Below are 22,925 nucleotides of genomic sequence, written 5' to 3'. Positions count from 1 at the left end.
ATGGGTCTGGAACACAGCGCGAGCCGGCAACTTCTGCTGGCCCTGCAATGGGATGACGCTCCCACATTGGAGGGCTTCGAGCTCGGCGAAAACGGCTTGGCCTTTGAAGCCCTGAGCAAACTACTGGCTAGCCGCGATGGCGGTGCGCTGTATCTCTGGGGACCGCCGGCAAGCGGTAAAAGCCATCTGTTGCGCGCCGCCTGCCGCTCGGTGCAGCAAGCAGGGAGGTGGGCGCTGCATCTCACGCCGCAGAGCCCGCCATCCCACTGGCCCGCGCTTGACGCCTTCACGCGCTTCGGCGCCGGTGCCCTGCTCGCGGTGGACGATGTGCAGGCCTGCGCGGCCTGGCAGCAGAACCTGTTGTTCGGCCTTTTCAACGCCGCACGCCAGTTCAACGTTGCTTTTCTTGCTGCCGGCAATGCCCCGCCGGCGCAACTCGAACTGCGCGCCGATGTACGCACTCGCCTGGCCTGGGGTCTGGCTCTGGGGCTGGCGCCGCTGGACGATGACGGCAAGCAGCGCGTGCTGCAACGCATGGCGGCAGCGCGCGGCTTCGACCTGCGCGAAGACCTCAGCCGCTATATTCTGAACCACCATGCACGCGACATGGCTTCGCTGGTCGGCCTTGTCTCACGGCTCGACGCTTATGCCTTGCAGCATGCCCGGCCCACCAGCATTCCCCTGCTCAAGTCCATGCTGGCCCAGGCCGACCCCGACCTCCATCCCAAGCCCTGAGCGACACCGCATGCCCAACCGCAATTTGGCGCTGTTCGACCTGGACAACACTCTCCTCCCATTCGACTCGGACCATGCCTGGGGCGAGTTCTGTGTCCGCCTCGGCTGGACCGACGGCGAGCAATACCGTTCGGCCAACGACCGCTTCTACGGCCAATACCGCGCCGGGACACTGGATCTCGACGCCTATCTGCGCTTCTCGCTCGGCCCACTCGTCGGCCGCTCGCCGGCAGCGTTGATGCAGGCGCATGAGCAGTTCATGCAGCAAATCGTGCTGCCGCAAATCCGCCCGCAAGCGCTCGATCTCGTGCGCAAGCACCAGCAGGCCGGCGACCTGTGCTGCATCGTCACCGCCACCAACGACTTCGTCACCCAACCCATTGCCGCTGCCTTCGGCGTGCCGCACCTCATCGCCGTCCAAACCGAGCGCAGCCCGCAAGGCGGCTACACCGGCGCCTGGTGCGGAGTTCCCTCGTTTCGCGAAGGCAAGGTCACGCGCACGGCGCAGTGGCTGGCGTCCCAAGGCCTGGACTGGCAGAGTTTTGGCCAGACTTGGTTCTATTCCGACTCCATCAACGACCAGCCCCTGCTCGACCACGTGAGCCACCCCGTGGTGGTGCACCCCGACCCCCTGCTTGCCGAACTCGCCCAAACGCGTGGCTGGCCCGTCCTCGAACTGTTTCCATGATCCGCAAACTCATCACCCGTCTGCTCGGCAAAAAATCCGCAACGGCCAAGGCCGAGGGCCGGCGACTTGAAATCGCACGACCACAACACGAGATTGACGCCACACGGCTGCCGAATTCGGCGCTCACCGTCATACGCACCCTGCAACAGGCCGGGTTCGAGGCCTATATCGTCGGCGGCGCGGTGCGCGACCTGCTGCTGGGCCTCAAGCCCAAGGATTTCGACATCGCCACCAACGCCACGCCCGAGCAGGTCAAGCCGCTATTTCGCCGCGCCTTTCTCATCGGCCGGCGCTTTCGCATCGTGCATGTGATGTTCGGGCGCGAGATCATCGAGGTTTCCACCTTCCGCGCCACGCTGGACACGCAGGCCAGCGCCACGGTGGAAGGCGACGAGCGCAACGCCCGCGATCTCGCCGGCAAGCAACACGCGGTGGACGCCAGCGGCCGCGTGCTGCGCGACAACGTCTGGGGCCCGCAGGACCAGGACGCCGCGCGCCGCGACTTCACCGTCAACGCCCTGTATTACGACCCCACACGCGACATCGTCGTCGACTACCACCATGGCCTGCGCGACCTCAAGGCCCGCACCCTGCGTATGATTGGCGACCCCGCCACGCGCTATCGCGAAGACCCGGTGCGGCTGCTGCGCGTGGCGCGCTTCGCCGCCAAGCTCGGCTTCGCCATCGATCCGGCCACGCGCGCGCCCATCGCGGAGCAAGCCGAATTGCTGCGCAACGTGCCCTCGGCGCGCTTGTTCGACGAAACCATCAAGCTGCTGCAAACCGGGCACGCCCTGGCTTCGCTCGAACAACTCCGCGCACTCGGCCTGCATCAGGGTCTGCTGCCGCTCATTGAACTGGCGCTCAACCAGCCCCACGGCGAAGCGTTTGTGTTGGCCGCACTGCGCGATACCGACGCCCGCATCGGCGAGGGCAAGACCGCAAGCCCCAGCTTCCTGTTCGCCTGCCTGCTGTGGCCGCAGGTCAACAACCGCTGGGCCGAGTTGCAGGCCGAGGGGCTGCCAGCCATCGCCGCGCTCGACACCGCGGCCGATGAAATCATCGCCGCCCAGGCCGAACGCCTCGCCATCCAGCGCCGCATTGCGGTGGACATGCGCGAAATCTGGTCGCTCCAGCCACGCCTCGCGCGCCGTACGCCGCGCTACGCCAACAGCGCCCTGGATCATCCCCGCTTTCGCGCCGCCTATGACTTTTTATTGTTGCGCGCGCAAACCGGTGGTGCCGAACCCGAGCTGGCCAACTGGTGGGAACGCTTTCAGCAGGCCGACGAGGCCGAACGCGCCGAACTCATCGAGCAAGCAGGCCGAGCCAGCACCGAACCCGCCCAACGCAAGCGCAGGCGGCGCAAAAAGCCGGCGGTGGGCAGCGGACCCGATTCGGCCGGCTGATCCGCAATGCCGGCCGCGTCCAGCTTGGCGCCGATCCTCGCGCCCGACATGGCCCTCATCGGCCTGGGCGCCAATCTCGGCGATGGCGCTGCGACGCTGGCCACGGCACTCGGCGAGTTGCAAGACCTTGCCGGCTGCCAGTTGCTGCAGAACTCCAGCCTGTATCGCAGCGCTCCGGTGGACGCTAAAGGCCCGGATTACTGGAACGCGGTTGCGGTGCTGCGCTGCGCGCTGACACCCGGGCAATTGCTGCAGCGACTCCAGTGCATTGAACGTCGCCACGGCCGTCTGCGCCCTGCGGGCCGGCACAACGCTCCGCGCACCCTGGACCTCGACCTGCTGCTGTTCGGCGAGCAAACGCTCCAAGACGCGGCGCTCACATTGCCCCACCCGCGCATGCATCAACGCGCCTTCGTGCTGGCGCCACTGGCGGAAATCCGGCCCGACTGGATCTTGCCCGACGGCGAGCCCGTGCAACACGCGGCGCAACGCCTGCGGGCTGCCGGGCAAACGCTGGAGCGTGCCGGCACCCTGACACCCATGCCGGCGAATCGACTTCAGCCCGGCTGGAAGTAATGTTGCAGGCCAAAAGCCAGGCCACCCATCAACGCCGCCGTACCGATCAGCAAGGCAAACACCGCCACCAGCACGGCGCCCCAGCCGCTGCTGGAATGCCGCCCCGTGCCAACATTCCACTTCTCATCCCAGCGCGCGTCCGGGGTCAGCCCGATCAGCAAAGCCTGGAACAGTGCCAACCCGACGATCAGACCCAGCAGAGGAAGCGCAATCTCGGCGATGGCATCGTTCTCGCCAAAATCGATGAAGCGCGTTGCACCCCAGACTCCGACCGCGAACAAGGGCAGGTGCAGCCAGCCGAGCACATCACGCCAGCCCCGGAGATAAAAACGGTGGGCGCCGACGACACCGAACAATAAGGCCAGGGCCGCGGCGAGCGTTTTGGACTTGAAAGTCTTGGGCATGGTGTTCGGTTTCGGATGCGTTTCGTCAGCCAGCAGGAAGGCGGCGTATTCAGACACCACGCGTCGGTGGCGCGCTTGCGCCGGGACCGAGCGCTTTTTGCATCAACACCACGTCCAGCCATCGACCGAACTTCCAGCCAACGGCGGGCATCACGCCACCATGGGTGAAGCCGTGGCGCAGGTGCAGGGCGATGGAACCCTCGTTGGCCGAGTCGCCAATCACGGCAAGCAGCTGGCGCGCGCCTTGCGCCTCGCAAGCCTGCAGCAACTGTTGCAGCAACGCCGAACCCAAACCCTGGCCACGTTGCTGCGCATCGACATACACCGAATCCTCCAGCGTCCAGCGGTAGGCTTCACGCTCGCGAAACCAGTTGGCGTAGGCAAAACCAGCCACCTCCCCATCGCGCTCCGCCACCAGCCATGGCAGGCCGCGCTGCGTCACCCGTTGCAGGCGCTGCTGCATCTCCGCCGTGTCCGGCGGCTGAATCTCGAAGGTTCCGGTTCCGTGCAAGACATGATGACGATAAATATGGGTGATGGCAGCAACATCAGCCTCTGTTGCCGGGCGAATCAAGGCCGTCTTCAATAAGTCCATGGCGGTGGCTGTGTCCAGCCCTCTCAGTTCGATATAATGACAAGTTTACTGGGCTTGCCGGGTTCGTTTTTTGCCAGGGATCTGCCAGACTGCATCAGGCTTGCCGCCTGACGCCAGCCATGCGTATTTTGGTCAATCTTGCGGTGTACAACACGACGCGATTGCCAGATACAGGGTGCAGCGGCCCATCAAATTCGTGCATTAGTCCATCACCCAGATACCTTAGGAATCCAAGCAATGGTCGTCATTCGTCTTTCACGCGCTGGTGCCAAAGGGCGCCCGTTCTATCACATCGTGGCTACTGACTCGCGCAACCGCCGTGACGGCCGTTACCTTGAGCGCCTGGGCTTCTACAACCCTGTCGCCCGCGGCCTTGAGCAGCCCCTGCGCATCGAAATCGAACGCCTGAACTACTGGGCTGGCGTGGGTGCACAGCTCTCGCCCACCGTCGAACGTTTGGTCAAGCAGTCCAAACAGGCTCCGGTTCAAGCCGCAGCCTGATTTGCTGCAGTGGGCCCGGAGCAGACTCGGGCTGCGCTGCATTGCCTGGGGCCTTTGTTGCCCAATGCTGCCATCATCTGACACCGCAAGCTGACTGCTTGCGGTGTTTTGCTTTGCGCCATGTCCAAACCCGCCTCCACAGACTCAAAACCGCTTTCGGCTGACAGACCAGAAGGCCACACCGACTGGCCTGAGGGCCTGATCCAGGTCGGCCATGTGCTGGATGCATGGGGCACGCAGGGTTGGCTGAAAATCGCGCCCCAGTCGAACGAGCCCGCGGCCCTGCTGAAGGCATCTCACTGGTGGATGCGCTCGCCACAGGGACGCCCCTTGCAACGGGCACAGTACGCCGTGCGCCTGGCGCGGCGTCACACACAATCCGTGGTGGCTTTGCTCGACGGCACAACCACGCGCGCGCAGGCGGAGTCCTTTCGCGGCTGGACCATCCATGCCCGCCGCGAAGATTTCCCGCCGGCACGCAAGGATGAGTATTACTGGGTCGACCTCATCGGCTGCACCGTGCTCAACCGCGAGGGCCTGCAACTCGGAACGGTCAGCGGTCTGCTCGACAGCGGCGCCCAGGCCGTGCTGCAACTGCAAGCCGCAACGGACGGCCAGCAGCACGAAAGGCTGATTCCTTTCGTCGATGCCTATATCGTTGAAGTCGATATCGCTGCGCGGCGCATCGTGGCCGACTGGCTGCCCGAGTACGACTGAACGCGCCCGGAGCCGCAGGCCATGCCACGCTTCGATGTTCTGACCCTGTTCGACAGCTATTTCGAACCGCTGCGCACGCAAGGCATCTGCCGCCGGGCTTTCGATTCCGGCGTGATGCAATTGCAGACCTGGAACCCACGCGACTACGCCACCGGTGCCCACCGCACCGTGGACGATCGCCCCTATGGCGGTGGCCCAGGCATGGTGATGCTGGCCGAGCCGCTGGAGCAGGCGCTGGCTGCGGCCCAGGCGGCGCGCCAGGCAACCGGCTCGGCCCCGGCGCCGGTCGTGTTGTTTTCTCCCACGGGCGCCGCACTCACCCAGCAGCATGTCACGCAATGGGCTGCCTCCACTGGCGCCGTGCTGGTTTGTGGGCGCTATGAAGGCATCGACCAGCGCTTCATCGACCGAAACGTGGACGTTGAAATCAGCCTGGGCGACTATGTCCTGTCGGGCGGGGAAATTGCGGCCATGGCGCTGCTCGATGCCGTGGCCCGGCTGCTGCACGGCGTGCTGGGCTGCGCCGAATCGGCCACCCAGGACAGCTTCTCCGACGGCCTGCTCGATTGCCCCCACTACACGCGCCCACCCGAGCACGCCGGCCTGTCCGTTCCCGAAGCCTTGCTCTCGGGCGATCATGCCCGCATCGCCCGCTGGCGCCGCGACCGCATGCTGGCGCTCACGCAAACGCGCAGGCCTGAACTGATCCTCGCCTTGCGCCAGCAAGGCCGCCTGAGCAAGCGCGATGAAGAAGCGCTCTCGAATTTGGTCTAAAATGCAAAATTTTTCGATCCTCTGCTGCCCGCACAACAGCTAAAAGCCGATCTCGACCATTGGCTTTGCACCCCTTCCAAAGCGGCCGCAAGATCCTTGGAGCCCCCATGAGCAGTCATCTGATTCAGCAACTCGAACAGGAAGAAATCCAGCGCCTGACCCAAGGCAAGGCCATTCCTGATTTCGCCCCCGGCGACACGGTGATCGTCAGCGTCAACGTGGTCGAAGGCACACGCAAACGTGCCCAGGCCTACGAAGGCGTGGTCATCTCCAAGCGCAACCGCGGCTTGAATTCCAACTTCATCGTGCGCAAGATTTCATCCGGCGAAGGCGTCGAGCGGACTTTCCAGCTCTACTCGCCGATGATTGCAGGCATCGAGGTCAAGCGCCGCGGCGACGTGCGCCGTGCCAAGCTGTACTACCTGCGCGGCCGTACCGGCAAGTCGGCGCGCATCAAGGAAAAGCTGGCTTGAGCCGTCCGTCTGCGCAAGCAGAACCGATCGCGACGCACAACGTTGCCATCATCAGCAAACAGCCGGCGCTTGCCGGCTGTTTGCTTTGGCCCATCCCATGACCGCCTCACCGCCATCACGTCCACCGTTCGATCCGGAACAGGTTCCCCTGGGCACACCCGAGCCTGGCATGCCCGCGGTCGATCCTGCCCATTTGCAGGCCGGCTGGCTGCGAGCGCGCTTCGCCCGGACTCCGTCCTGGCGACCCGAAGTGTTCGAGGATGTGCAGATCGGCCAGCGCATCACGCTACGTGACGCGTCGGTCCTGATTCCACTGATTGCACGGCCACAGGGGATGCAGCTCCTGCTCACCCGCCGCACCGCCAACCTGCATGTCCACCCGGGGCAGATCAGCTTTCCGGGCGGCAGCCGCGACGCGGGGGATGCCAGCGCTCTGCATACGGCTCTGCGTGAGGCTGAGGAAGAAATCGGACTGCAGGCGGCATGGGTCGAGCCACTGGGGTCCATGCCGGTCTACACCACCATCACCGGCTATGCCGTCACACCCGTGGTCGGCATGGTCGACCCGCAGGCGCCGCTTCGCGCCCAGGCCAGCGAGGTGGCTGAAGTGTTCGAGGTGCCGCTGGCATTCCTGATGAACCCTGCCCACCATGAGTTGCGGACCTGGGACGCTCAAACCGGACTCGGCGCCCTGCCGACGCTCCCCAACGCTGCGCGCCGCAGCTTTTATGCCATGCCCTGGACCAGCACCGACGGGCGGCGTTATTTCATCTGGGGCGCCACCGCAGCGATGATTCGCAACCTCTACCGCCTGCTCATCGCTTAGCATCGCGGCATGGCCTTTTTCTCCGTCCTGCTCGCTCTGCTGCTGGAGCAAATCAAACCCCTCGGGCGCCTGAGTGTTGTCTACGGCGCTCGCAAATCGCTTGCCGACTTCGCGGCACGCAATTTCGATGCTGGCGAGCGCCGGCATGGGCTTGCCGCCTGGTTCATCGCCGTGCTGCTGCCGGCGCTGGTGTCCTTGCTCATCTACTGGGCGGCGCTGCGCGTGAACATCCTGCTGGCCTTCGCCTGGAATGTGGTGGTGCTGTATTTCACCCTCGGCTTTCGCCAGTTCAGCCATTACTTCACCGATATTTCCGATGCCCTCAGCCATGGCGACGTGGCCGGAGCACGCGCCATCCTGAAGCAGTGGAAGGCACTCGACACCGTGGAGATGTCGGCCGACGACGTCACGCAGCAGACCATCGAACATGCGCTCGTGGCGGCGCAGCGCTACGTGCTCGGCGTGTTCTTCTGGTTCCTGCTGCCCCTGGGACCAGCCGGTGCCGTGCTCTACCGCATGGCGGAGTACACGGCAGGCAAGTGGAACGCCACCGGCTCCGATGCCAGCCCCTGGCTGCGCGATTTTGCCGATCAGGCTTTCCATGTGCTCGACTGGCTGCCAGCGCGTCTGACAGCAGCCAGCTACGCCGTGGTGGGTAATTTCGAGGAGGCCGTGGATCGGTGGCGCAACTACGCCCGCCTGTGGCCCGACAGCAATACTGGAGCCATGTTGGCTTCGGCAGCGGGCGCGGTTGGCATCCGTCTCGGTGCGACCGCTCTCAGTTCGATGCCGGAACCGGGCGAACAGGCTTGGGCCAGCGCCATCGATCCCGAAGTCCAGCCTCCCGGACAGCAAGCCCAGATGCCAGGCGACATACCGACGCCTGCGCACCTGCGCAGTGTGGTTGGGCTGGTGTGGCGTTCCGTGCTGTTGTGGATGCTGCTGCTGGCGGTGGTCACCATCACCATGTGGGTGTCCTGAACCCCGCCGGCAGACCGGTCTTTCGGTCTGCCAAGGTTGAAGGCCACCCGGCCGATTTCCAATTTACTGGAAATTGCGCGGCTGGAAGCGAAAGGCCTCGATGCGCGCAGGTGGCAAGTTACGCCAGACGAGGTGCGCTTGATCGCGCTCGAAGCCATGGGCCATGGTCTGGTAGCTGCCGCGCAGGGCATAGCTGAACTGGATGAACACCGTGCCGGGCCCTGAAATGAGCGCAACTTGATCCAGGATCTGCCTCACCACCGGCCTGGGCAGACTGCGCAGCGGCAAACTGGAAACGACGGCGCGCACCGGCTGGCTCAAAACCTCGAAGCGACTCAGGTGCATGGCATCGCCTTGAATGAGATGCACACCGGGGAAGCGCTTGGCGAGATGGACCGACAGTGCCGCCGAGCGCTCGACCAGGACCAAGTCCTGGGCCGAGACGCCGTGGTTCAGCAAAGCGGCTGTGACGGCTCCGCCGCCGGGGCCAAGCTCGACGACCACGCCATCCCCGCCGGGGACCAGACTTGCCATGCGCCTCGCCAGGAATGGGGAACTGGGGCAGATGGCGCCAATCTGGCGCGGGTTGCGGACGAACTCACGCATGAAACGCCAATAGCCGGCGGCATGTTTGTTCAATGGCTGCTCGTTCGCCTCGTTCATGCTGGGTTGTCGTGGCTGCCTGTGGTGCCAAGGGCGGCAGCGGAGAAAGATGATGGAGTCCAGTTTAGCGATGCGGACTTAGGCCAACACTGAATCAGGTCCGTGCCTTCGCCATGACCCATTCAGCTTCGCCGCAGGAGCAGCCCGCCACACTCGGCGCGACGGGCCGGGCTTGGGCGTGATGGCGCGCTCAAACCGAGCGCACCAGCCATGCATTCACCCGCCTGACGTAGGCGGCTGCATCCTCCGGCATTCCCCCCTCGGCCAGGAGAGCCTGGTCGAACAGGATGCGGGCCAGATCGTCGAAGACCTGGGGTTGATCCACGCCATCCTGCTCGGCTGCCGTTTTCCCCATCTCGCCTTCAAGCCGCTGCACCAAGGCATGCGCAGGGTTGATTTCCAGAATCGGCAGGGATTTGGGCGCCGCCTGTCCAGCCTGGCGCAGCAGCCGCGCCAAGTGGCCGCTGACCTCGCCGTCAGCTGCCACCAGGCAGGCCGGCGACTCCACCAAGCGGGTGCTGATGCGCACGTCCTGCGCCATGCCTTGCAGGGCAGTCTTCATGCGCGCCAGCAAACCCTGGTGGGTTTGCGCGGCTTCCTCGGCCTGTTTTTTTTCCTCGGCGTCCTGCAAGGCACCAAGGTCGGCACCACCTCGGGCCACGGACTGCAGGGGCTTGCCCTCAAACTCGGTCAGACTGCCGAGCATCCATTCGTCAACCCGATCAGTGAGCAGGAGGACTTCCACACCCTTGCGCTTGAACACTTCGAGTTGCGGGCTGGAGCGGGCCGTGCGCAGGTTGTCGGCGGTGATGGTGTAGATGGCCGTTTGCTCGGGTTTCATGCGGGCGACGTAGTCGGCCAGACTCACCGTTTGCGCGTCGCCCTCACTGGTCGTCGAGGCGAAGCGCAGCAACTTGGCCAAACGTTCACGGTTGGCGAAATCTTCGCCCACGCCCTCTTTCAGCACTTGACCGAACTCTTGCCAGAACCGGGCGTACTTGTCGCGCTGGGCCGCATCGTCGCTGGCCGCCATATCTTCCAGCAAAGAAAGCACACGTTTGGTGCAACCGTCCCGAATTGCGCGAATATCGCGGCTTTCCTGCAGCAATTCACGCGAAATATTCAGCGGCAGTTCAGCGCTGTCCACCACCCCGCGAACGAAACGCAAATAGGTCGGCAGCAAGCTGGAGGCGTCGTCGAGAATGAACACGCGCTTAACATAGAGCTTGACGCCCGCGCTCTGTTCTCGATTCCACAGATCGAACGGTGCCTTGGCAGGAAGGTAGAGCAACTGGGTGTATTCGCTGCGGCCCTCCACGCGGTTATGGGTCCAAGCCAACGGCGCGGCGCTATCGTGCGCGATCTGCTTGTAAAAATCGATATATTGCTCTTCGCTAATCTCTGTTTTCGGCCGAGCCCAAAGAGCAGCCGCCTTGTTGATCTGCTCCCAGATGTCCAGCACCTCTTCTTGGCCTTTCTCCTGGTTCCATTCGCGCTTGCGCATTTCAATCGGCAAGGAGATATGGTCCGAATAGCGGCTGATGATGCTCTTGAGCTTCCAGTTCGAGAGCAGGTCGTCGAATTTGTGATCATCATCCTCGGCACGCAGATGCAAAATCACATCCGTGCCGCGCTGCTCGCGGTTGATGGTCTCGACACTGAACTCGCCTGTGCCTTCTGAGGACCAGCGCACACCCTGCTCGGTGGTCATGCCCGCGCGCCTGCTTTCGACGGTGATGCGATCGGCGACGATGAAACCCGAGTAGAAGCCCACGCCGAACTGGCCGATGAGGTTGGCATCGGCCTTGCGCTCCTGGCCGATCTGCTGCATGAACTCGCGCGTCCCGGATTTGGCGATGGTGCCGAGATGATCGATGGCATCCTGCAGGCTCAGGCCAACGCCGTTGTCGCTCACCGTGAGGGTGCGCTTGGCGGCGTCGAAATCCACCCGGATGCGCAACTCGCCCTGCCCTTCCCACAGCGCCGCGTCGTCAATGGCGAGATAGCGCAACTTGTCGCAGGCGTCCGAGGCATTGGAGACGAGTTCACGCAGAAAAATATCGCGATTCGAGTAAAGCGAATGCGCCACCAGGTGCAGCAACTGCTTCACCTCCGCCTGGAAAGCGTGAGTGTGGCTGCCGGACTGCGGAGCGGCGGTTGAAGTTGTGTCGAGGCTCATGATTGGGATGGGATCAAGCGGGAATTGGGGAAGTGTGGTGAGGCTGGAAGCGGTCAGACCAGCATGCGGGACTGGGAACAACGCGGCATGTCAAAAAACGTTGCCAACTAGGGCCTGTTCACGCTATTTCTGCGCCCGCGACGGGGGACTGGGCAGATGCAGTGCAAGCCGCAATGCGCTGCCCAGTCCCCCGTCCCGCAGGGTTGCCCCCAGACGGGGCGTCCGCGGCGTTGTCGGTCTTGGCAAGGGTTCACCCTTGCCGGCGCCCTCCGCCTTGCAGCCATCCCCGTCTGGGGGCAACGCAGGTGGAGAAATGGCGTGAACAGGCCCTAGATCGGGGCGTCGCGCTCCTTTTCAAGGTCACAACAGAGTTCGAAGTACTTTCCCCTTCGTTGCACCGCGCATCTCCAACCAGGAGGCCAGCCGCGGCAAAGCTGCGAGCGCATTGGCGGTTGTGATGCTGGCCGTTTGTCCTGGCGTCCAGCCACGTAATGTCGCCAGAGTTTGGGCAATGCGAGGCAATTCAGCCGGCGTATTGGGTTGGAGCTGTTCTGCACGGGCCAACCATTCGGGACGCATATCGGGTGCATCCGTTTCAAGCACCAGGCTGGAATCGGGCAGTTGGGCTGCTAGACGGCGGATGTTCAACGCTCGCTCGAACGTCATGGCGCCACCAAAACCGAGTCTGAACCCCTGCGCGATAAAGGCATCGGCCTGCTGTCGACTCCCGTTGAATGCATGGGCAATGCCACCGATGCCGGTCTGAGCCCATCCGAGTTTGCGCAGACCGGCGAGCAATGCATCTTGCGATTTGCGCACATGCAACAGCACCGGCAAACCCAGCTCGCGTGCCAGCCTGAGTTGTTGCTCATACCACCAGAGCTGGCGATCACGGTTCACACCCTGGACAAAAAAATCCAGTCCGATCTCGCCGAGGGCGACACATTGCGGATCGTCCCTCGCCTGCAGCACCGCACGGCGCAGCTGAGAGAAGTCGGCCTCGTTCACACGTTCCACAGACAAGGGGTGAACCCCCAGCGCATAGACCTGACCGCTGGCATGGGCCAAGTCGCGCACAGCGGCAAAATTGCCTGGCTCCACTGCCGGAATCACCACGCTGCGCACCCCAGCTGCGTAAGCCTGTGCCAGCATCTGGCTGGGGTCGCCTCCGAACTCGGCGGCGTCCAGATGGGCGTGGGTATCAATCCAGTTCATCCGAGATTAGAGGCTGAGCCCAAGTTGGTACTGGTGTGTCATGTGCAGAAAGCCCATCAATAGACGCCCGGCTGCCGTTGCCCCGCTGCGCAGCTGGGACAGCCGCTCGGCGTTGCAGGGGCTGGCGAATCCCTCGCTCAAGTTGCTCGGACCTGGATCTTGGAAACCCAGCATGGCGGGCCAATTGCTATGCAATAATGTGAGGCTACGCTTTGTGGCAGATCTGCGCTGCAAACGGGAGACGTGACCGAGTGGCCGAAGGTGCTCCCCTGCTAAGGGAGTATGTGCCAAAAGCGCATCAAGGGTTCGAATCCCTTCGTCTCCGCCAGTGCATTCTTAGACGCGCCCCTGGCTTTTTTTCTGGCTTCGCCAGCCCTTGGCGTTGATCTTACCCAGAGACTGCCCTAGGTCGTTGCCCAGCGGCTGCCGCCGGTCGATAGCGTGAGATCACGGCCGTCGCAGATTCGCAAGACTGATTGGTGCGGCGGGCTGCCGCAAGATCATGGCGCTTGGACGATCAGCAGGCTCCTGCGCCAACTCTGCTTGATCCAGTGCCATCGGGCTCATGCCAGCGCCATGCCGACTGGCAGCTGGTTCATGAGGCACGCAGGCCACATTCAAAGTAGATCCCGGTGTGCGCGCAATGCATCGAGAGTGATGGCATCGAGACCTTCCCCATGGTTGCTTTCGAGATGCGCCAAGAGCTCGGCGCGCATCCGCCGCTCCCAAAATCGCTGAATATGTTGTGCGATGCCCATAAGCGCTTCATCGCGGTCAGGCATCGACGCAAAAAATTGGCCGATGCGATTCGCCATACAGATGAGGTTGCTCGTATTCATAGGTCGATCCCATTGCCCAATGACAAGTGCTGAGGGTGGGCGTAGACCACCAGATTGCCTTGCCGCGCCAGCCCAACCAGGCACATTCGCGCTTGCTCGGCGGTGTTGACCGCAAGCAGCGTCGGTGCCGAGACCGCAGCCAGGAGTGGAACCCCGGCGACCACGGCCTTCTGCACCATCTCCACGCTGGCGCGGCTCGTCACGGCCATGAACCCAGAGCCCGCATCGATTCCGGCACGCGCCAGCGCACCGATCAGCTTGTCCAGGGCGTTGTGTCGGCCGACGTCTTCCCGGAGCAAGCGAATTTCACCAGCACAACCACACCATGCGGCGGCATGGGTGGCGCCGGTCGCCTGGCCCAGCAACTGCCTATCGCGCATGCCATCCATGGCTCGCGTGATGGCCGCGCTTTGAATCGTCTGCCTGGCGACAACCCGTGGCAGGGTTCGTAGGACCTGTGCAAGGCTCTCCGTTCCACAAAGCCCGCAACCCGTCCTGCCGGCAAGTGTGCGGCGCCGCGCTCTCAACCGCGCAAAGCTGCGGGAAGAAACCTCCATGTGCACCGTCAGGCCTTCGGCACAGGCATCGACTTCACAGTCGTACAGATCAGCCGGCCGGTCAAAAATGCCCTCACTGAGACCGAACCCCAGCGCGAAGTCCTCCAGGTCCATGGGCGTCGCCAGCATCACGGCATGCGAAATGCCATTGAATTCCAGCGCAACTGGAACTTCCTCGGTCAGCCAATCAACCGCTTCACTGCGCATGCCGGTTCGCAGTCGAACCACCCGCGCCTGTCGAGCACCCGCCGTCAAAGGTGCATCTTGGGCGATCACTTGACTTGCTCCGGCGTTGCCGTTCGGCGCCCTTCAAGCAGCGCGGACTGCATGGTGCTGAACTGCCCATACTCCTGCTGCCAGCGCGAGGGCTGGGCAACCGGCATCACCTGAACGGCAGTGACCTTGTACTCGGGGCAGTTGGTCGCCCAATCCGAACTGTCCGTCGTGATGACATTCGCGCCCGATTCCGGGAAGTGGAATGTGGTGTAGACCACACCCGGGGCCACGCGCTCGGTGACCGCCGCCCGCAAAACCGTGTCTCCGGCCCGGCTCTGGATGCCCACCCAGTCACCGTCGCGGATTCCGCGCTCCTCGGCGTCGTGCGGATGGATCTCCAGCCTGTCCTCGTCGTGCCAGAGATTGTTGGGCGTGCGCCGCGTCTGCGCGCCCACGTTGTACTGGCTCAGGATGCGTCCCGTGGTCAGCAGCAGCGGGAACCTGCGGGTGACCTTCTCGTCGCTCGGAACGTACTGCGTGATGATGAAGCGCCCCTTGCCCCGCACGAAATGGTCCACATGCATGATCTCGGTGCCGGCCTCGCCAGTCTGGTCGTTACAGGGCCATTGCAGGCTGCCCAGACGTTCGATCTTGGCGTAGGTGACGCCGCGGAACGTCGGCGTGAGCGCGGCAATCTCCTGCATGATCTCCTCGGGATGGCTGTAGCGCATCGCATACCCGAGCGCATTGGCAAGCCTCACCGTCACCTCCCAGTCCGCCAGTCCGGCCTTGGGCGGCATGACCTTGCAGACGCGCGAAATGCGCCGTTCCGCGTTGGTGAAGGTGCCATCCTTCTCCAGGAAGGACGATCCGGGCAGGAAGACATGCGCATACTTCGCGGTCTCGTTCAGGAAGAGGTCCTGCACGACGATGCATTCCAGCGCCGACAACGCCGCCGCGACATGCTGCGTGTCCGGGTCCGACTGCACGATGTCCTCCCCTTGGCAGTACAAGCCCTTGAAGCTGCCATCCAGCGCGGCATCGAACATATTAGGAATGCGCAGGCCGGGTTCCGGGTCAAGATTCACACCCCAAGCTGCTTCGAACTCGCCACGCACTGCGCTGTCGGAGATGTGGCGGTACCCCGGGAGCTCGTGCGGGAACGAGCCCATGTCGCACGAACCCTGGACGTTGTTCTGGCCGCGCAGCGGATTCACGCCCACGCCTTCGCGGCCGATATTGCCGGTGGCCATCGCGAGATTGGCGATACCCATCACCATGGTCGAACCCTGCGCATGCTCGGTCACGCCCAGGCCGTAGTAAATCGCAGCATTGCCTCCTGTGGCATAGAGACGCGCCGCGCCGCGCAGATCGGCCGCCGGCACGCCGCAGACCGATTCCATCGCCTCGGGGGAGTTTTCAGGACGCGCGATGAACTCCAGCCACGATTGGAATGACTTGTCGTCGCAGCGCTCGGCGATGAAGTCGGCGGCCAGCAGGCCCTCGGTGACGATGACGTGCGCCATCGCGGACACAACGGCGACATTGGTTCCAGGCCGTAGTTGCAGGTGGTAGTCGGCGCGCACATGGGGAGACTTCACCAGGTCGATGCGGCGCGGGTCGATCACGATCAGCTTGGCGCCCTGGCGCAGACGCCGCTTCATGCGCGAGGCGAACACCGGGTGCGCATCGGTCGGGTTGGCGCCGATGACCATGATCACGTCGGCCTTCTCCACCGACTTGAAGGTCTGCGTGCCGGCCGAGGTGCCGTAGGTCTGTCCCAGGCCGTAGCCGGTGGGCGAGTGGCACACGCGGGCGCAGGTGTCGACGTTGTTGTTGCCGAAGGCCGCGCGGACCAGCTTCTGGACCAGATAGGTTTCCTCGTTGGTGCAGCGTGACGAGGTGATGCCGCCGACCGAGTCGCGGCCATACGTGGACTGGATGCGGCGGAACTCGCTTGCAGCGTAGGCGAAGGCCTCATCCCAGCTCGCCTCGGTCCACGGATCGGTGATGCGCTTGCGGATCATCGGCTTGGTGATCCGGTCCTTGTGCGTGGCATAGCCCCAGGCGAAGCGGCCCTTGACGCAGGAGTGGCCCTCGTTGGCCTTGCCGTCCTTCCACGGCACCATGCGCACCACCTCGCTGCCCTTCATCTCCGCCTTGAAGCCGCAGCCCACGCCGCAGTAGGCGCAGGTGGTGACGATGCTGTGCTCGGGCTGGCCGAGTTCGATGACGCTCTTCTCCTGCAGCGTGGCGGTGGGGCAGGCCTCGACGCAGGCGCCGCAACTCACGCATTCGCTGTCCATGAAGGGCTGATCCTGCCCCGGCGAGACGCGGCTGCCGAAGCCGCGGCCGCTGATGGTGAGGGCGAAAGTGCCCTGGGTCTCCTCGCACGCCCGCACGCAGCGGCTGCAGACGATGCACTTGCTCGGGTCGTAGGTGAAGTAAGGGTTGGATTCGTCCTTCTTCGCGTCGCAGTGGTGGGCGCCTGCGGCGGCACCGACCCCGTAGCGCACGTTGCGCAGGCCGGTCACGCCGGCCATGTCCTGCAATTCGCAATTGCCGTTGGCGCTGCACGTCAGGCAGTCCAGCGGGTGGTCGGAGATGTAGAGTTCCATCACCCCCTTGCGCAGATCCTGCAGGCGGGGCGTCTGGGTGCGGACCTTCATGCCGGCCTCCGCGGGCGTCGTGCACGAGGCCGGGAAACCTCGCCGGCCCTCGATCTCGACCAAGCAAAGCCGGCACGAACCGAAGGGTTCGAGGCTGTCGGTCGCGCATAGCTTGGGCACCTTGATGCCGGCCTGCATCGCCGCGCGCATCAGCGAAGTGCCCTGCGGCACGGTGACGTCGAAACCATCGATCTCCAGCGTGACCTCGGCGCCCGCCTCGCGTTGCGGCGTACCGTAGTCGATCTCTTGCTTCAGGTGGTTGAGCATGGCGTGTCTCCGTTCTTCAAGCGGCCTGCTGATCCGGCGCTTCGACACCGAAGTCCTGCGGGTAGTGGTTGAGTGCCGACAGCACCGGATACGGCGTCATGCCGCCCATGGCGCACAGGCTGCCGTGCAGCATGGTGTCGCACAGATCGCGCAGCAGGTGCACCTGCTGCGCGCGGTTCTGGTTGTTCCGTATCTTGTCGATCACCTCGACGCCGCGCGTCGAGCCGATGCGGCACGGGGTGCATTTGCCGCACGACTCGATGGCGCAGAACTCCATGGCGTAGCGCGCGAGCCGGCTCAGATCGGCCGTATCGTCGTGCACCACGATGCCCCCATGCCCCAGCACCGCGCCGATCGCCGCGTAGGCCTCGTAGTCCAGCGGCACATCCCATTGCGACGCGGGAATGTAAGCACCCAGCGGGCCGCCGACCTGCACGGCCTTGATCGGCCGTCCCGAAGCCGTCCCGCCGCCGAAATCGACCAGCAGCTCGCGCAGCGTCAGGCCGAAGGCCTTCTCGACCAGGCCCCCGTGCCTGACGTTGCCGGCAAGTTGGAAGGGCAGCGTGCCGTGCGAGCGGCCCAGGCCGAAATCGCGATAGGCCTCGGCGCCTCGCGCGAGGATGACGGGCACGCTGGCCAGCGTGATGACGTTGTTGATCACCGTGGGCTGACCGAAAAGGCCGGCGATGGCCGGCAGTGGCGGTTTGGCCCGGACGACGCCGCGCCTGCCCTCGATGCTCTCCAGCATCGCGGTTTCCTCGCCGCAGACGTAGGACCCCGCGGCCTTGCGCACCTCCAGGTGAAACGCGTGGCCCGAGCCGCAGACGCTGTCGCCGAGAATGCCCGCCGCACCGGCGCGGGTGATGGCCTCGACCATCGTGGCGACGGCGTGCGGGTATTCGGAGCGTATGTACACATAGCCTCGCGTGGCGCCCACCGCGAGAGCGGCAATCGCCATGCCTTCGATCAGCATGTACGGGTCGCCTTCCATCACCATGCGGTCGGAGAAGGTGCCGGAATCGCCTTCGTCGGCATTGCAGACCACATATTTCTGCGCCGCCTGCGCATGCAGCACTGTTTTCCACTTGATGCCCGCAGGAAACGCGGCGCCGCCCCGGCCGCGCAGGCCCGCATGCGTGATGTGCTCGACGATGGCGGCGCCGTCCATGGCCAGTGCGCGCTTCAGCCCGTCCCAACCTCCATGCGCCGCGTAATCGGCAAGCGACCGTGGATCGGTCGCACCCATGCGGCAGAAAGTCAGCCGTTCCTGGCGGGCCAGGTATGGGATCTGTTCGGTCAGCCCATGTGCCAGCGCGTGAGGCCCGCCGTGCAGCAGGCCCGCGTCCAGCAGTTGCGGAACGTCGTCGGGCGTCACCGGCCCATAGGCGACGCGACCTTGCGGCGTGTCCACCTCGACCAGGGGCTCCAGCCAGAACATGCCGCGCGAACCATTGCGCACCAGCGCGATGGGGTGACCGCGCCTGGCGCATTCCGTCCGCAGCGCGTGCGCGACCGCGTCGGCCCCGACGGCAAGGGCAGCGGAATCGCACGGTACGAAGACTTTCACGAGTTGGTTCATGTTTGGATTTCCAGTTGCGCGACGATGCGCGCGAGTGTCGCGGCCGTGACGCGGGCATGCGGCGTGCCGTCCACCATCAGCGCCGGCGATGAGGCGCACAGACCCAGGCAGTACACCGCCTCCAGGGTCACGGCGTCGTCGCGGCGGGTTTTGTGCAGCCCACAGCCCAGCAAGCGTTCGGCCGCGTCGATGAGCGCGTCGGCGCCGCATGCCTGACAGGCCTCGGCGCGACAAATCTGCACCACGTGCCGACCAGCCGGCTCGCTGCGAAAATGGTGGTAATAGGTGATCACGCCATGCACCTCGGCGCGCGACAGATTCAGCCCCGCGGCGATCAGCGGTACCGCGTCGGCAGGAACATGGCCGAGCGTGTCCTGCACGGCATGCAAGAGCGGCAGCAGGGCTCCAGGCTGGCTCCGGTGCCGCTCGATCAAGGCTTGCACCGCCTTGGCGGTTGCCTTGGAATCGATCTGAGGGGGTCGAACTGGTGCGATCATGTTGTCTCCACGGATGCCGCCTTCCAAACCGGATGCACCCTGTCATTGCGGACGGCATCAATATGCTGTGCGAAGCATGATTAGGGCGCAGTTTGTAGAGTGAATCTACGTGGCATCACGGGCATTCGCAATATGCGCCGACAGGCCCATGCAACACGGTTGCCGCAGCATGTCGGCTATGCTTGCGGCAGCCTAAAGGGAAAACCCGAATGCACAAGGTTTCCATCCACCCTCAGTGGACGATCAAGCAGGCGGATGGCCAGATGCTGTCACCAAAGCTGCTCGCACTCCTGGTTCAAGTTCATGAACATGGCAGCCTTTCGGCCGCATGTCGGCAAACAGGCGCCTCCTACCGGCATGCGTGGGAGCTGGTGCGCTCGGGCGAAGCGATGTTCGGCGCTCCGTTACTCAACATGGTGCGCGGCAAAGGCTCCAAACTGACGGCGCTGGGTGAAACGCTGGTCTGGGCTGACCGCCGCATTGCTGCGCGCCTGAACCCGGCGTTGGCTTCGCTGTCCTCCGAACTGGAGGTGGAGATTGGGCGCGTCGTCACCTCCAACCCAGCCCCTTTGCGCGTGCATGCCAGCCATGGATTCGCCGTGGAAAAACTGCTGGATGCCTTGGTGCTGCAACAACATGTGCCCGTGGAATGCAAATACGTGGGCAGCCTCGAAGCTGTGGCCTCCCTGCATGATGGTGGCTGTGATCTGGCCGGATTTCATGTCCCCATCGGTGATTTCGAGGGACGCATTCTGGAGGACTACGCACGCTGGTTCGACCCGCGCACCTGCCGCGTCATCTGCACGGTCGTTCGCCGCCAGGGCCTGATCGTGGCGGCGGGAAATCCGCGAAAGATCTATGACGTGCGCGATCTCTCCCGTCCCGATGTCCGTTTCATCAATCGGCAGCGGGGATCGGGTACGCGCCTGCTTCTTGAATGTCTCCTCGCCCAGGCGGGTATCGACTCCGGGGCCATCCACGGTTTTGAGCATGGCGAATACACCCATGCTGCCGTCGCCGCTTACGTCGCCAGTGGCATGGCGGACGTGGGCCTCGGGGTTGAAACGCCCGCGCGACAATTCAAGCTGGACTTCATCCCGATTGCGAGCGAGCGTTATTTCCTTCTTTGCCACGCGGATGCATTGGATCAACCTCAGTTGAAGACCTTGCTCGACATCCTCCGCAGCCAGGACTTCCGGGATTCTGTCAATCGCCTCCCTGGCTACTCTTTTGCTGACTCCGGCGCCATCCAGACCTTGTCACAGGCATTTCCGGGGCGAAAGTTTTCTCAAAAACCGAAAACGAACAATCGATGAAGCGCTGGTGCGCACGGGGTCGCTCCCCGCTCGCCCCGGCGTGCATGAAACGGCAACCCATGAAGGCCGTTTCCAAGCCCCCACCGTCCAACGACAGTGTTCGAGCCCCGTGCCGAACAGGAGTCCCGCAGAGTCGGCCATCGCGGTCCGACTCTGCCACACAGGCTGCCGAAACTCCAGGCGCGGTTCAGCGACGAGCTATTCGAATCCGTGCATGTGCGTGAGCACATGGGCATACATGCCACCGTCGCAGGGAAAATATTGGTGCCCCGATTGGTGCCGCGAATCCAGGCGCTCTGCGACGAGCAGAGAAAAGCCACCAGAGGCGCGATGTCCTCGGGTGTCCCTGAGCGATCCATGACCTTCATGTCTTCCTCGGCGCGTGCGCCCAGGGTTTGAATGCAATCGGCAAGAATCGGGGTCTGAACCGGGCTATGGCTAACGCAATTCATCCGGATGCCGCGATCACGCCACGTCCAGCGATTCAGCATGGTCCAGACGATCAGCGTCTCCTTGGACAAGAAATAGCTGCGTGCATCGTCGACATGGCGGGCCTCGCAGTATTTCTCGACCTCGGTGAAAACACGCAACCCCAGGAAGTTGACACGCAGGACCGCTGCGGCACTGCGCGTGGGTGGCAGTCCCGCGATGTTGCAGAGCGCGTCGATCCCACCACCCACTGCGGCCGCGGCATGCGCGATGGAAGCGGGGTCGGACAAATCGGCCCGCACAAAGTGATCCACTCCGTCGGCAGGATTGCGGCGACGCCAACGACCGTGGCACCTTCGCCCTTCAGCTCCTTGACGGTTTCCGCACCGATACCCGATGCTGCCCCGGTCACCACAATCTTCTTTCCAGGCAGTCGCATCTTGATCTCTCCTAGGTCCGAGGTGGGTTCAGAACGGGTCATGGCGCGGCGGCGTCTGCACGCTGATCCAGCGCGGTTCGGTGAATTCGTGCGCACCGGCCTTGCCGCCGAATCGGCCATATCCGCTGCCCTTGACGCCACCGAAGGGCATCTGCGCCTCATCGTGGACGGTCGGCCCGTTGACATGGCAGATCCCGGATTCGAGGCGCGTGGCCACGTTCATGGCATGCGGCGCGCCACATCGCGCCCGAAAACGGCGGCGGAGAGTCCGTATTCGTTGTCGTTGGCGCAGGCAATCGCCGCCTCGATGTCCTTGACCCGCACGATCGGTTTGACCGGGCCGAACGATTCGTCGCGGAAAATGCGCATGTCCGCAGTGACGTGGTCGAGCAGGGTGGCCGGCATGAGCGTGCTGTCGGCCTTGCCGCCGCAGACCAGCGAAGCACCTTTGGCCAGTGCATCGTCGATGAGGGCGTTGCAGCGCTCAACCGTACTCATGTCGACGACCGGGCCCAGCACGGATCCCCAAGCGGCAGGCCGCTTGCCTTGGCCGCCAGGCGGGACACAAAGGCGTCAGCGATGCTCTCGTCGACGATGATGCGCGCGGCCGACATGCAGATCTGGCTGGGCAATCATGGCCTCCACGACCTCGGCGGCGTCAGCCGGCGCGTTGGTGACAAAATTCACCACACCCGCTGGCAGGCCCGCATCGTGCAGCGCCTCGACGATCAAACCATGGGTTGCCGGGCAGAGTTCCGAGCCCTTGAGAACGGCCTGTTGCCACACGCCAGCGGAGGCGAGGTGAACGTTGAAACCCGCCCACAAGACGGATCCCCCCGTTTCTGCGGCAACGGCATTCGCGAATGCCTTGGACTTCGCCGCGAGCGACTGCGCGGCCTTCATCAGCATGGCGCGACGCTCCCCCGGGCCGATTGCGGCCCAGGCGGGGAAGGCCTTCGCGGCCGCATCGGCCGCCGCCAAGGGGGCTGCGGCGATCGAACACGGCCCCACTGGCCGCCTGGACATGTTGTGCCCGGCAATCAGCATCGAAATATTGTTCATGGATGTCTCCGGAGGGTCCATGCAATGAGCCGCCAGCCTCAAGCATTCAGCGGCCAAGGAGATGGCATTCGCTGCCAGTGGGCGCAGGAATTCCCCAGAGGATTCTCTGCCAATGGTTGTTTTTAAGAGGAATCTGGCGCGCCCGGCTGGAATCGAACCAGCGGCCCTTGGCTTCGGAGGCCAATACTCTATCCACTGAGCTACGGGCGCGGATCTCGATGTTGCGGTGGTGCAGGCGGCGCGTTCGGCAACTTGTCGCTAAGCGCTTTTTCCCTTCAACAAAACAGGGCAACCGACCCTTCTACATCGAGCTTATGGT

24 protein-coding genes, 2 tRNA genes and 1 pseudogene are annotated in these 22,925 nt (G+C 64.0%); 12 read left to right on the top strand and 15 right to left on the bottom strand.

Annotated elements, in window-relative coordinates:
- Genes hda through folK form a run of 4 tightly spaced genes read left to right on the top strand, consistent with a single transcriptional unit; the run spans position 1 to position 3,408 of the window.
- The gene (gene hda / locus THIX_RS06880; protein WP_112488220.1) at positions 1–735 is read left to right on the top strand and encodes a DnaA regulatory inactivator Hda; all 735 of its coding nucleotides are present in this window, start codon (positions 1–3) and stop codon (positions 733–735) included.
- A gap of 10 nt (positions 736–745) precedes the next feature.
- Entirely contained in the window at positions 746–1,423 is a 678-nt protein-coding gene (locus tag THIX_RS06875; protein WP_112485633.1) for an HAD family phosphatase, read from the top strand.
- Positions 1,420–2,832, top strand: coding sequence for a polynucleotide adenylyltransferase PcnB (gene pcnB / locus THIX_RS06870; RefSeq protein ID WP_112485632.1), 1,413 nt, complete (start codon positions 1,420–1,422; stop codon positions 2,830–2,832). Before THIX_RS06875 ends, pcnB begins: the two co-directional genes overlap by 4 nt.
- A 6-nt stretch (positions 2,833–2,838) precedes the next feature.
- Positions 2,839–3,408, top strand: coding sequence for a 2-amino-4-hydroxy-6-hydroxymethyldihydropteridine diphosphokinase (gene folK, locus THIX_RS06865; protein WP_112485631.1), 570 nt, complete (start codon positions 2,839–2,841; stop codon positions 3,406–3,408).
- On the opposite strand, the gene THIX_RS06860 is transcribed toward folK, so the two are convergent.
- Together THIX_RS06860 and THIX_RS06855 are read right to left on the bottom strand one after the other, a co-directional pair.
- Entirely contained in the window at positions 3,390–3,812 is a 423-nt protein-coding gene (locus THIX_RS06860) for an NINE protein (protein ID WP_112488219.1), read from the bottom strand. The genes folK and THIX_RS06860 overlap by 19 nt on opposite strands.
- 49 nt (positions 3,813–3,861) lie before the next feature.
- Positions 3,862–4,407: a GNAT family N-acetyltransferase gene (locus THIX_RS06855; protein WP_112485630.1), complete on the bottom strand. Its 546-nt coding sequence runs from the start codon at positions 4,405–4,407 to the stop codon at positions 3,862–3,864.
- Between the two features lie 237 nt (positions 4,408–4,644).
- Here THIX_RS06855 and rpsP point away from each other — a divergent pair, with 237 nt between their 5' ends.
- The 6 genes from rpsP to THIX_RS06825 all read left to right on the top strand — a co-directional run bounded on the left by rpsP (position 4,645) and on the right by THIX_RS06825 (position 8,679).
- On the top strand, positions 4,645–4,908 hold the full coding sequence (gene rpsP / locus THIX_RS06850) for a 30S ribosomal protein S16 (protein WP_112485629.1): 264 nt from the start codon (positions 4,645–4,647) through the stop codon (positions 4,906–4,908).
- A 120-nt stretch (positions 4,909–5,028) separates the two neighbouring features.
- Complete coding sequence (rimM, locus tag THIX_RS06845; RefSeq protein WP_112485628.1) at positions 5,029–5,625, top strand: ribosome maturation factor RimM; 597 nt, start codon at positions 5,029–5,031, stop codon at positions 5,623–5,625.
- Positions 5,626–5,646: 21 nt separating this feature from the next.
- The gene (trmD, locus tag THIX_RS06840) at positions 5,647–6,399 is read left to right on the top strand and encodes a tRNA (guanosine(37)-N1)-methyltransferase TrmD (protein WP_112485627.1); all 753 of its coding nucleotides are present in this window, start codon (positions 5,647–5,649) and stop codon (positions 6,397–6,399) included.
- 107 nt (positions 6,400–6,506) lie between these two features.
- On the top strand, positions 6,507–6,872 hold the full coding sequence (gene rplS, locus THIX_RS06835; protein ID WP_112485626.1) for a 50S ribosomal protein L19: 366 nt from the start codon (positions 6,507–6,509) through the stop codon (positions 6,870–6,872).
- A 97-nt stretch (positions 6,873–6,969) separates the two neighbouring features.
- Entirely contained in the window at positions 6,970–7,698 is a 729-nt protein-coding gene (locus THIX_RS06830) for a CoA pyrophosphatase (RefSeq protein ID WP_112485625.1), read from the top strand.
- A gap of 9 nt (positions 7,699–7,707) precedes the next feature.
- A complete protein-coding gene (locus tag THIX_RS06825; protein WP_112485624.1) occupies positions 7,708–8,679 on the top strand; it encodes a CobD/CbiB family protein in 972 nt (323 codons plus the stop codon).
- 63 nt (positions 8,680–8,742) lie between these two features.
- Here the strand turns inward: THIX_RS06825 and THIX_RS06820 are convergent, their stop codons facing one another.
- The 3 genes from THIX_RS06820 to THIX_RS06810 all read right to left on the bottom strand — a co-directional run bounded on the left by THIX_RS06820 (position 8,743) and on the right by THIX_RS06810 (position 12,736).
- Entirely contained in the window at positions 8,743–9,342 is a 600-nt protein-coding gene (locus tag THIX_RS06820) for a class I SAM-dependent methyltransferase (protein ID WP_112485623.1), read from the bottom strand.
- Between the two features lie 190 nt (positions 9,343–9,532).
- Positions 9,533–11,521, bottom strand: coding sequence for a molecular chaperone HtpG (gene htpG / locus THIX_RS06815; RefSeq protein WP_112485622.1), 1,989 nt, complete (start codon positions 11,519–11,521; stop codon positions 9,533–9,535).
- A gap of 360 nt (positions 11,522–11,881) precedes the next feature.
- A complete protein-coding gene (locus THIX_RS06810; RefSeq protein ID WP_112485621.1) occupies positions 11,882–12,736 on the bottom strand; it encodes a TatD family hydrolase in 855 nt (284 codons plus the stop codon).
- A 237-nt stretch (positions 12,737–12,973) separates the two neighbouring features.
- Between THIX_RS06810 and THIX_RS06805 the strand changes: the two genes are divergently transcribed.
- A tRNA-Ser gene (locus tag THIX_RS06805) sits at positions 12,974–13,064 on the top strand.
- A gap of 289 nt (positions 13,065–13,353) precedes the next feature.
- Here THIX_RS06805 and THIX_RS06800 read toward each other — a convergent pair.
- Genes THIX_RS06800 through THIX_RS06780 form a run of 5 tightly spaced genes read right to left on the bottom strand, consistent with a single transcriptional unit; the run spans position 13,354 to position 19,360 of the window.
- Entirely contained in the window at positions 13,354–13,575 is a 222-nt protein-coding gene (locus tag THIX_RS06800) for a formate dehydrogenase subunit delta (RefSeq protein WP_112485620.1), read from the bottom strand.
- Positions 13,572–14,408 (bottom strand): formate dehydrogenase accessory sulfurtransferase FdhD, encoded by an 837-nt coding sequence (gene fdhD / locus THIX_RS06795; RefSeq protein ID WP_371412881.1) that lies wholly within the window; start codon positions 14,406–14,408, stop codon positions 13,572–13,574. The genes THIX_RS06800 and fdhD overlap by 4 nt, the downstream gene beginning before the upstream one ends.
- Positions 14,405–17,284, bottom strand: a complete 2,880-nt coding sequence (gene fdhF / locus THIX_RS06790; protein ID WP_112485618.1) for a formate dehydrogenase subunit alpha — start codon at positions 17,282–17,284, stop codon at positions 14,405–14,407. Before fdhF ends, fdhD begins: the two co-directional genes overlap by 4 nt.
- 16 nt (positions 17,285–17,300) lie before the next feature.
- Positions 17,301–18,863 (bottom strand): NADH-quinone oxidoreductase subunit NuoF, encoded by a 1,563-nt coding sequence (locus tag THIX_RS06785; protein ID WP_112485617.1) that lies wholly within the window; start codon positions 18,861–18,863, stop codon positions 17,301–17,303.
- Positions 18,860–19,360, bottom strand: coding sequence for a formate dehydrogenase subunit gamma (locus tag THIX_RS06780; protein ID WP_112488218.1), 501 nt, complete (start codon positions 19,358–19,360; stop codon positions 18,860–18,862). Before THIX_RS06780 ends, THIX_RS06785 begins: the two co-directional genes overlap by 4 nt.
- A gap of 209 nt (positions 19,361–19,569) precedes the next feature.
- Between THIX_RS06780 and THIX_RS06775 the strand changes: the two genes are divergently transcribed.
- The gene (locus tag THIX_RS06775; RefSeq protein WP_112485616.1) at positions 19,570–20,676 is read left to right on the top strand and encodes a substrate-binding domain-containing protein; all 1,107 of its coding nucleotides are present in this window, start codon (positions 19,570–19,572) and stop codon (positions 20,674–20,676) included.
- Here the strand turns inward: THIX_RS06775 and THIX_RS06770 are convergent.
- The 5 genes and pseudogenes from THIX_RS06770 to THIX_RS06760 all read right to left on the bottom strand — a co-directional run bounded on the left by THIX_RS06770 (position 20,649) and on the right by THIX_RS06760 (position 22,816).
- Positions 20,649–21,419: an SDR family oxidoreductase gene (locus THIX_RS06770; protein WP_233224438.1), complete on the bottom strand. Its 771-nt coding sequence runs from the start codon at positions 21,417–21,419 to the stop codon at positions 20,649–20,651. The genes THIX_RS06775 and THIX_RS06770 overlap by 28 nt on opposite strands.
- A 153-nt stretch (positions 21,420–21,572) precedes the next feature.
- On the bottom strand, positions 21,573–21,767 hold the full coding sequence (locus THIX_RS24510) for an aldehyde dehydrogenase family protein (RefSeq protein ID WP_252997370.1): 195 nt from the start codon (positions 21,765–21,767) through the stop codon (positions 21,573–21,575).
- Positions 21,764–22,158 (bottom strand): annotated as a pseudogene (locus THIX_RS24025) (aldehyde dehydrogenase family protein). Before THIX_RS24025 ends, THIX_RS24510 begins: the two are co-directional and overlap by 4 nt.
- Positions 22,118–22,591 (bottom strand): aldehyde dehydrogenase family protein, encoded by a 474-nt coding sequence (locus tag THIX_RS24020; protein WP_233224437.1) that lies wholly within the window; start codon positions 22,589–22,591, stop codon positions 22,118–22,120. Before THIX_RS24020 ends, THIX_RS24025 begins: the two are co-directional and overlap by 41 nt.
- Positions 22,592–22,740: 149 nt before the next feature.
- Positions 22,741–22,816 (bottom strand) — tRNA-Arg (locus tag THIX_RS06760).
- Positions 22,817–22,925 lie beyond the last annotated feature (109 nt).

The organism is Thiomonas sp. X19 (assembly GCF_900089495.1).
Lineage (GTDB): Bacteria > Pseudomonadota > Gammaproteobacteria > Burkholderiales > Burkholderiaceae_C > Thiomonas_A.
This window is presented reverse-complemented; position numbering and strand designations above follow the sequence as displayed.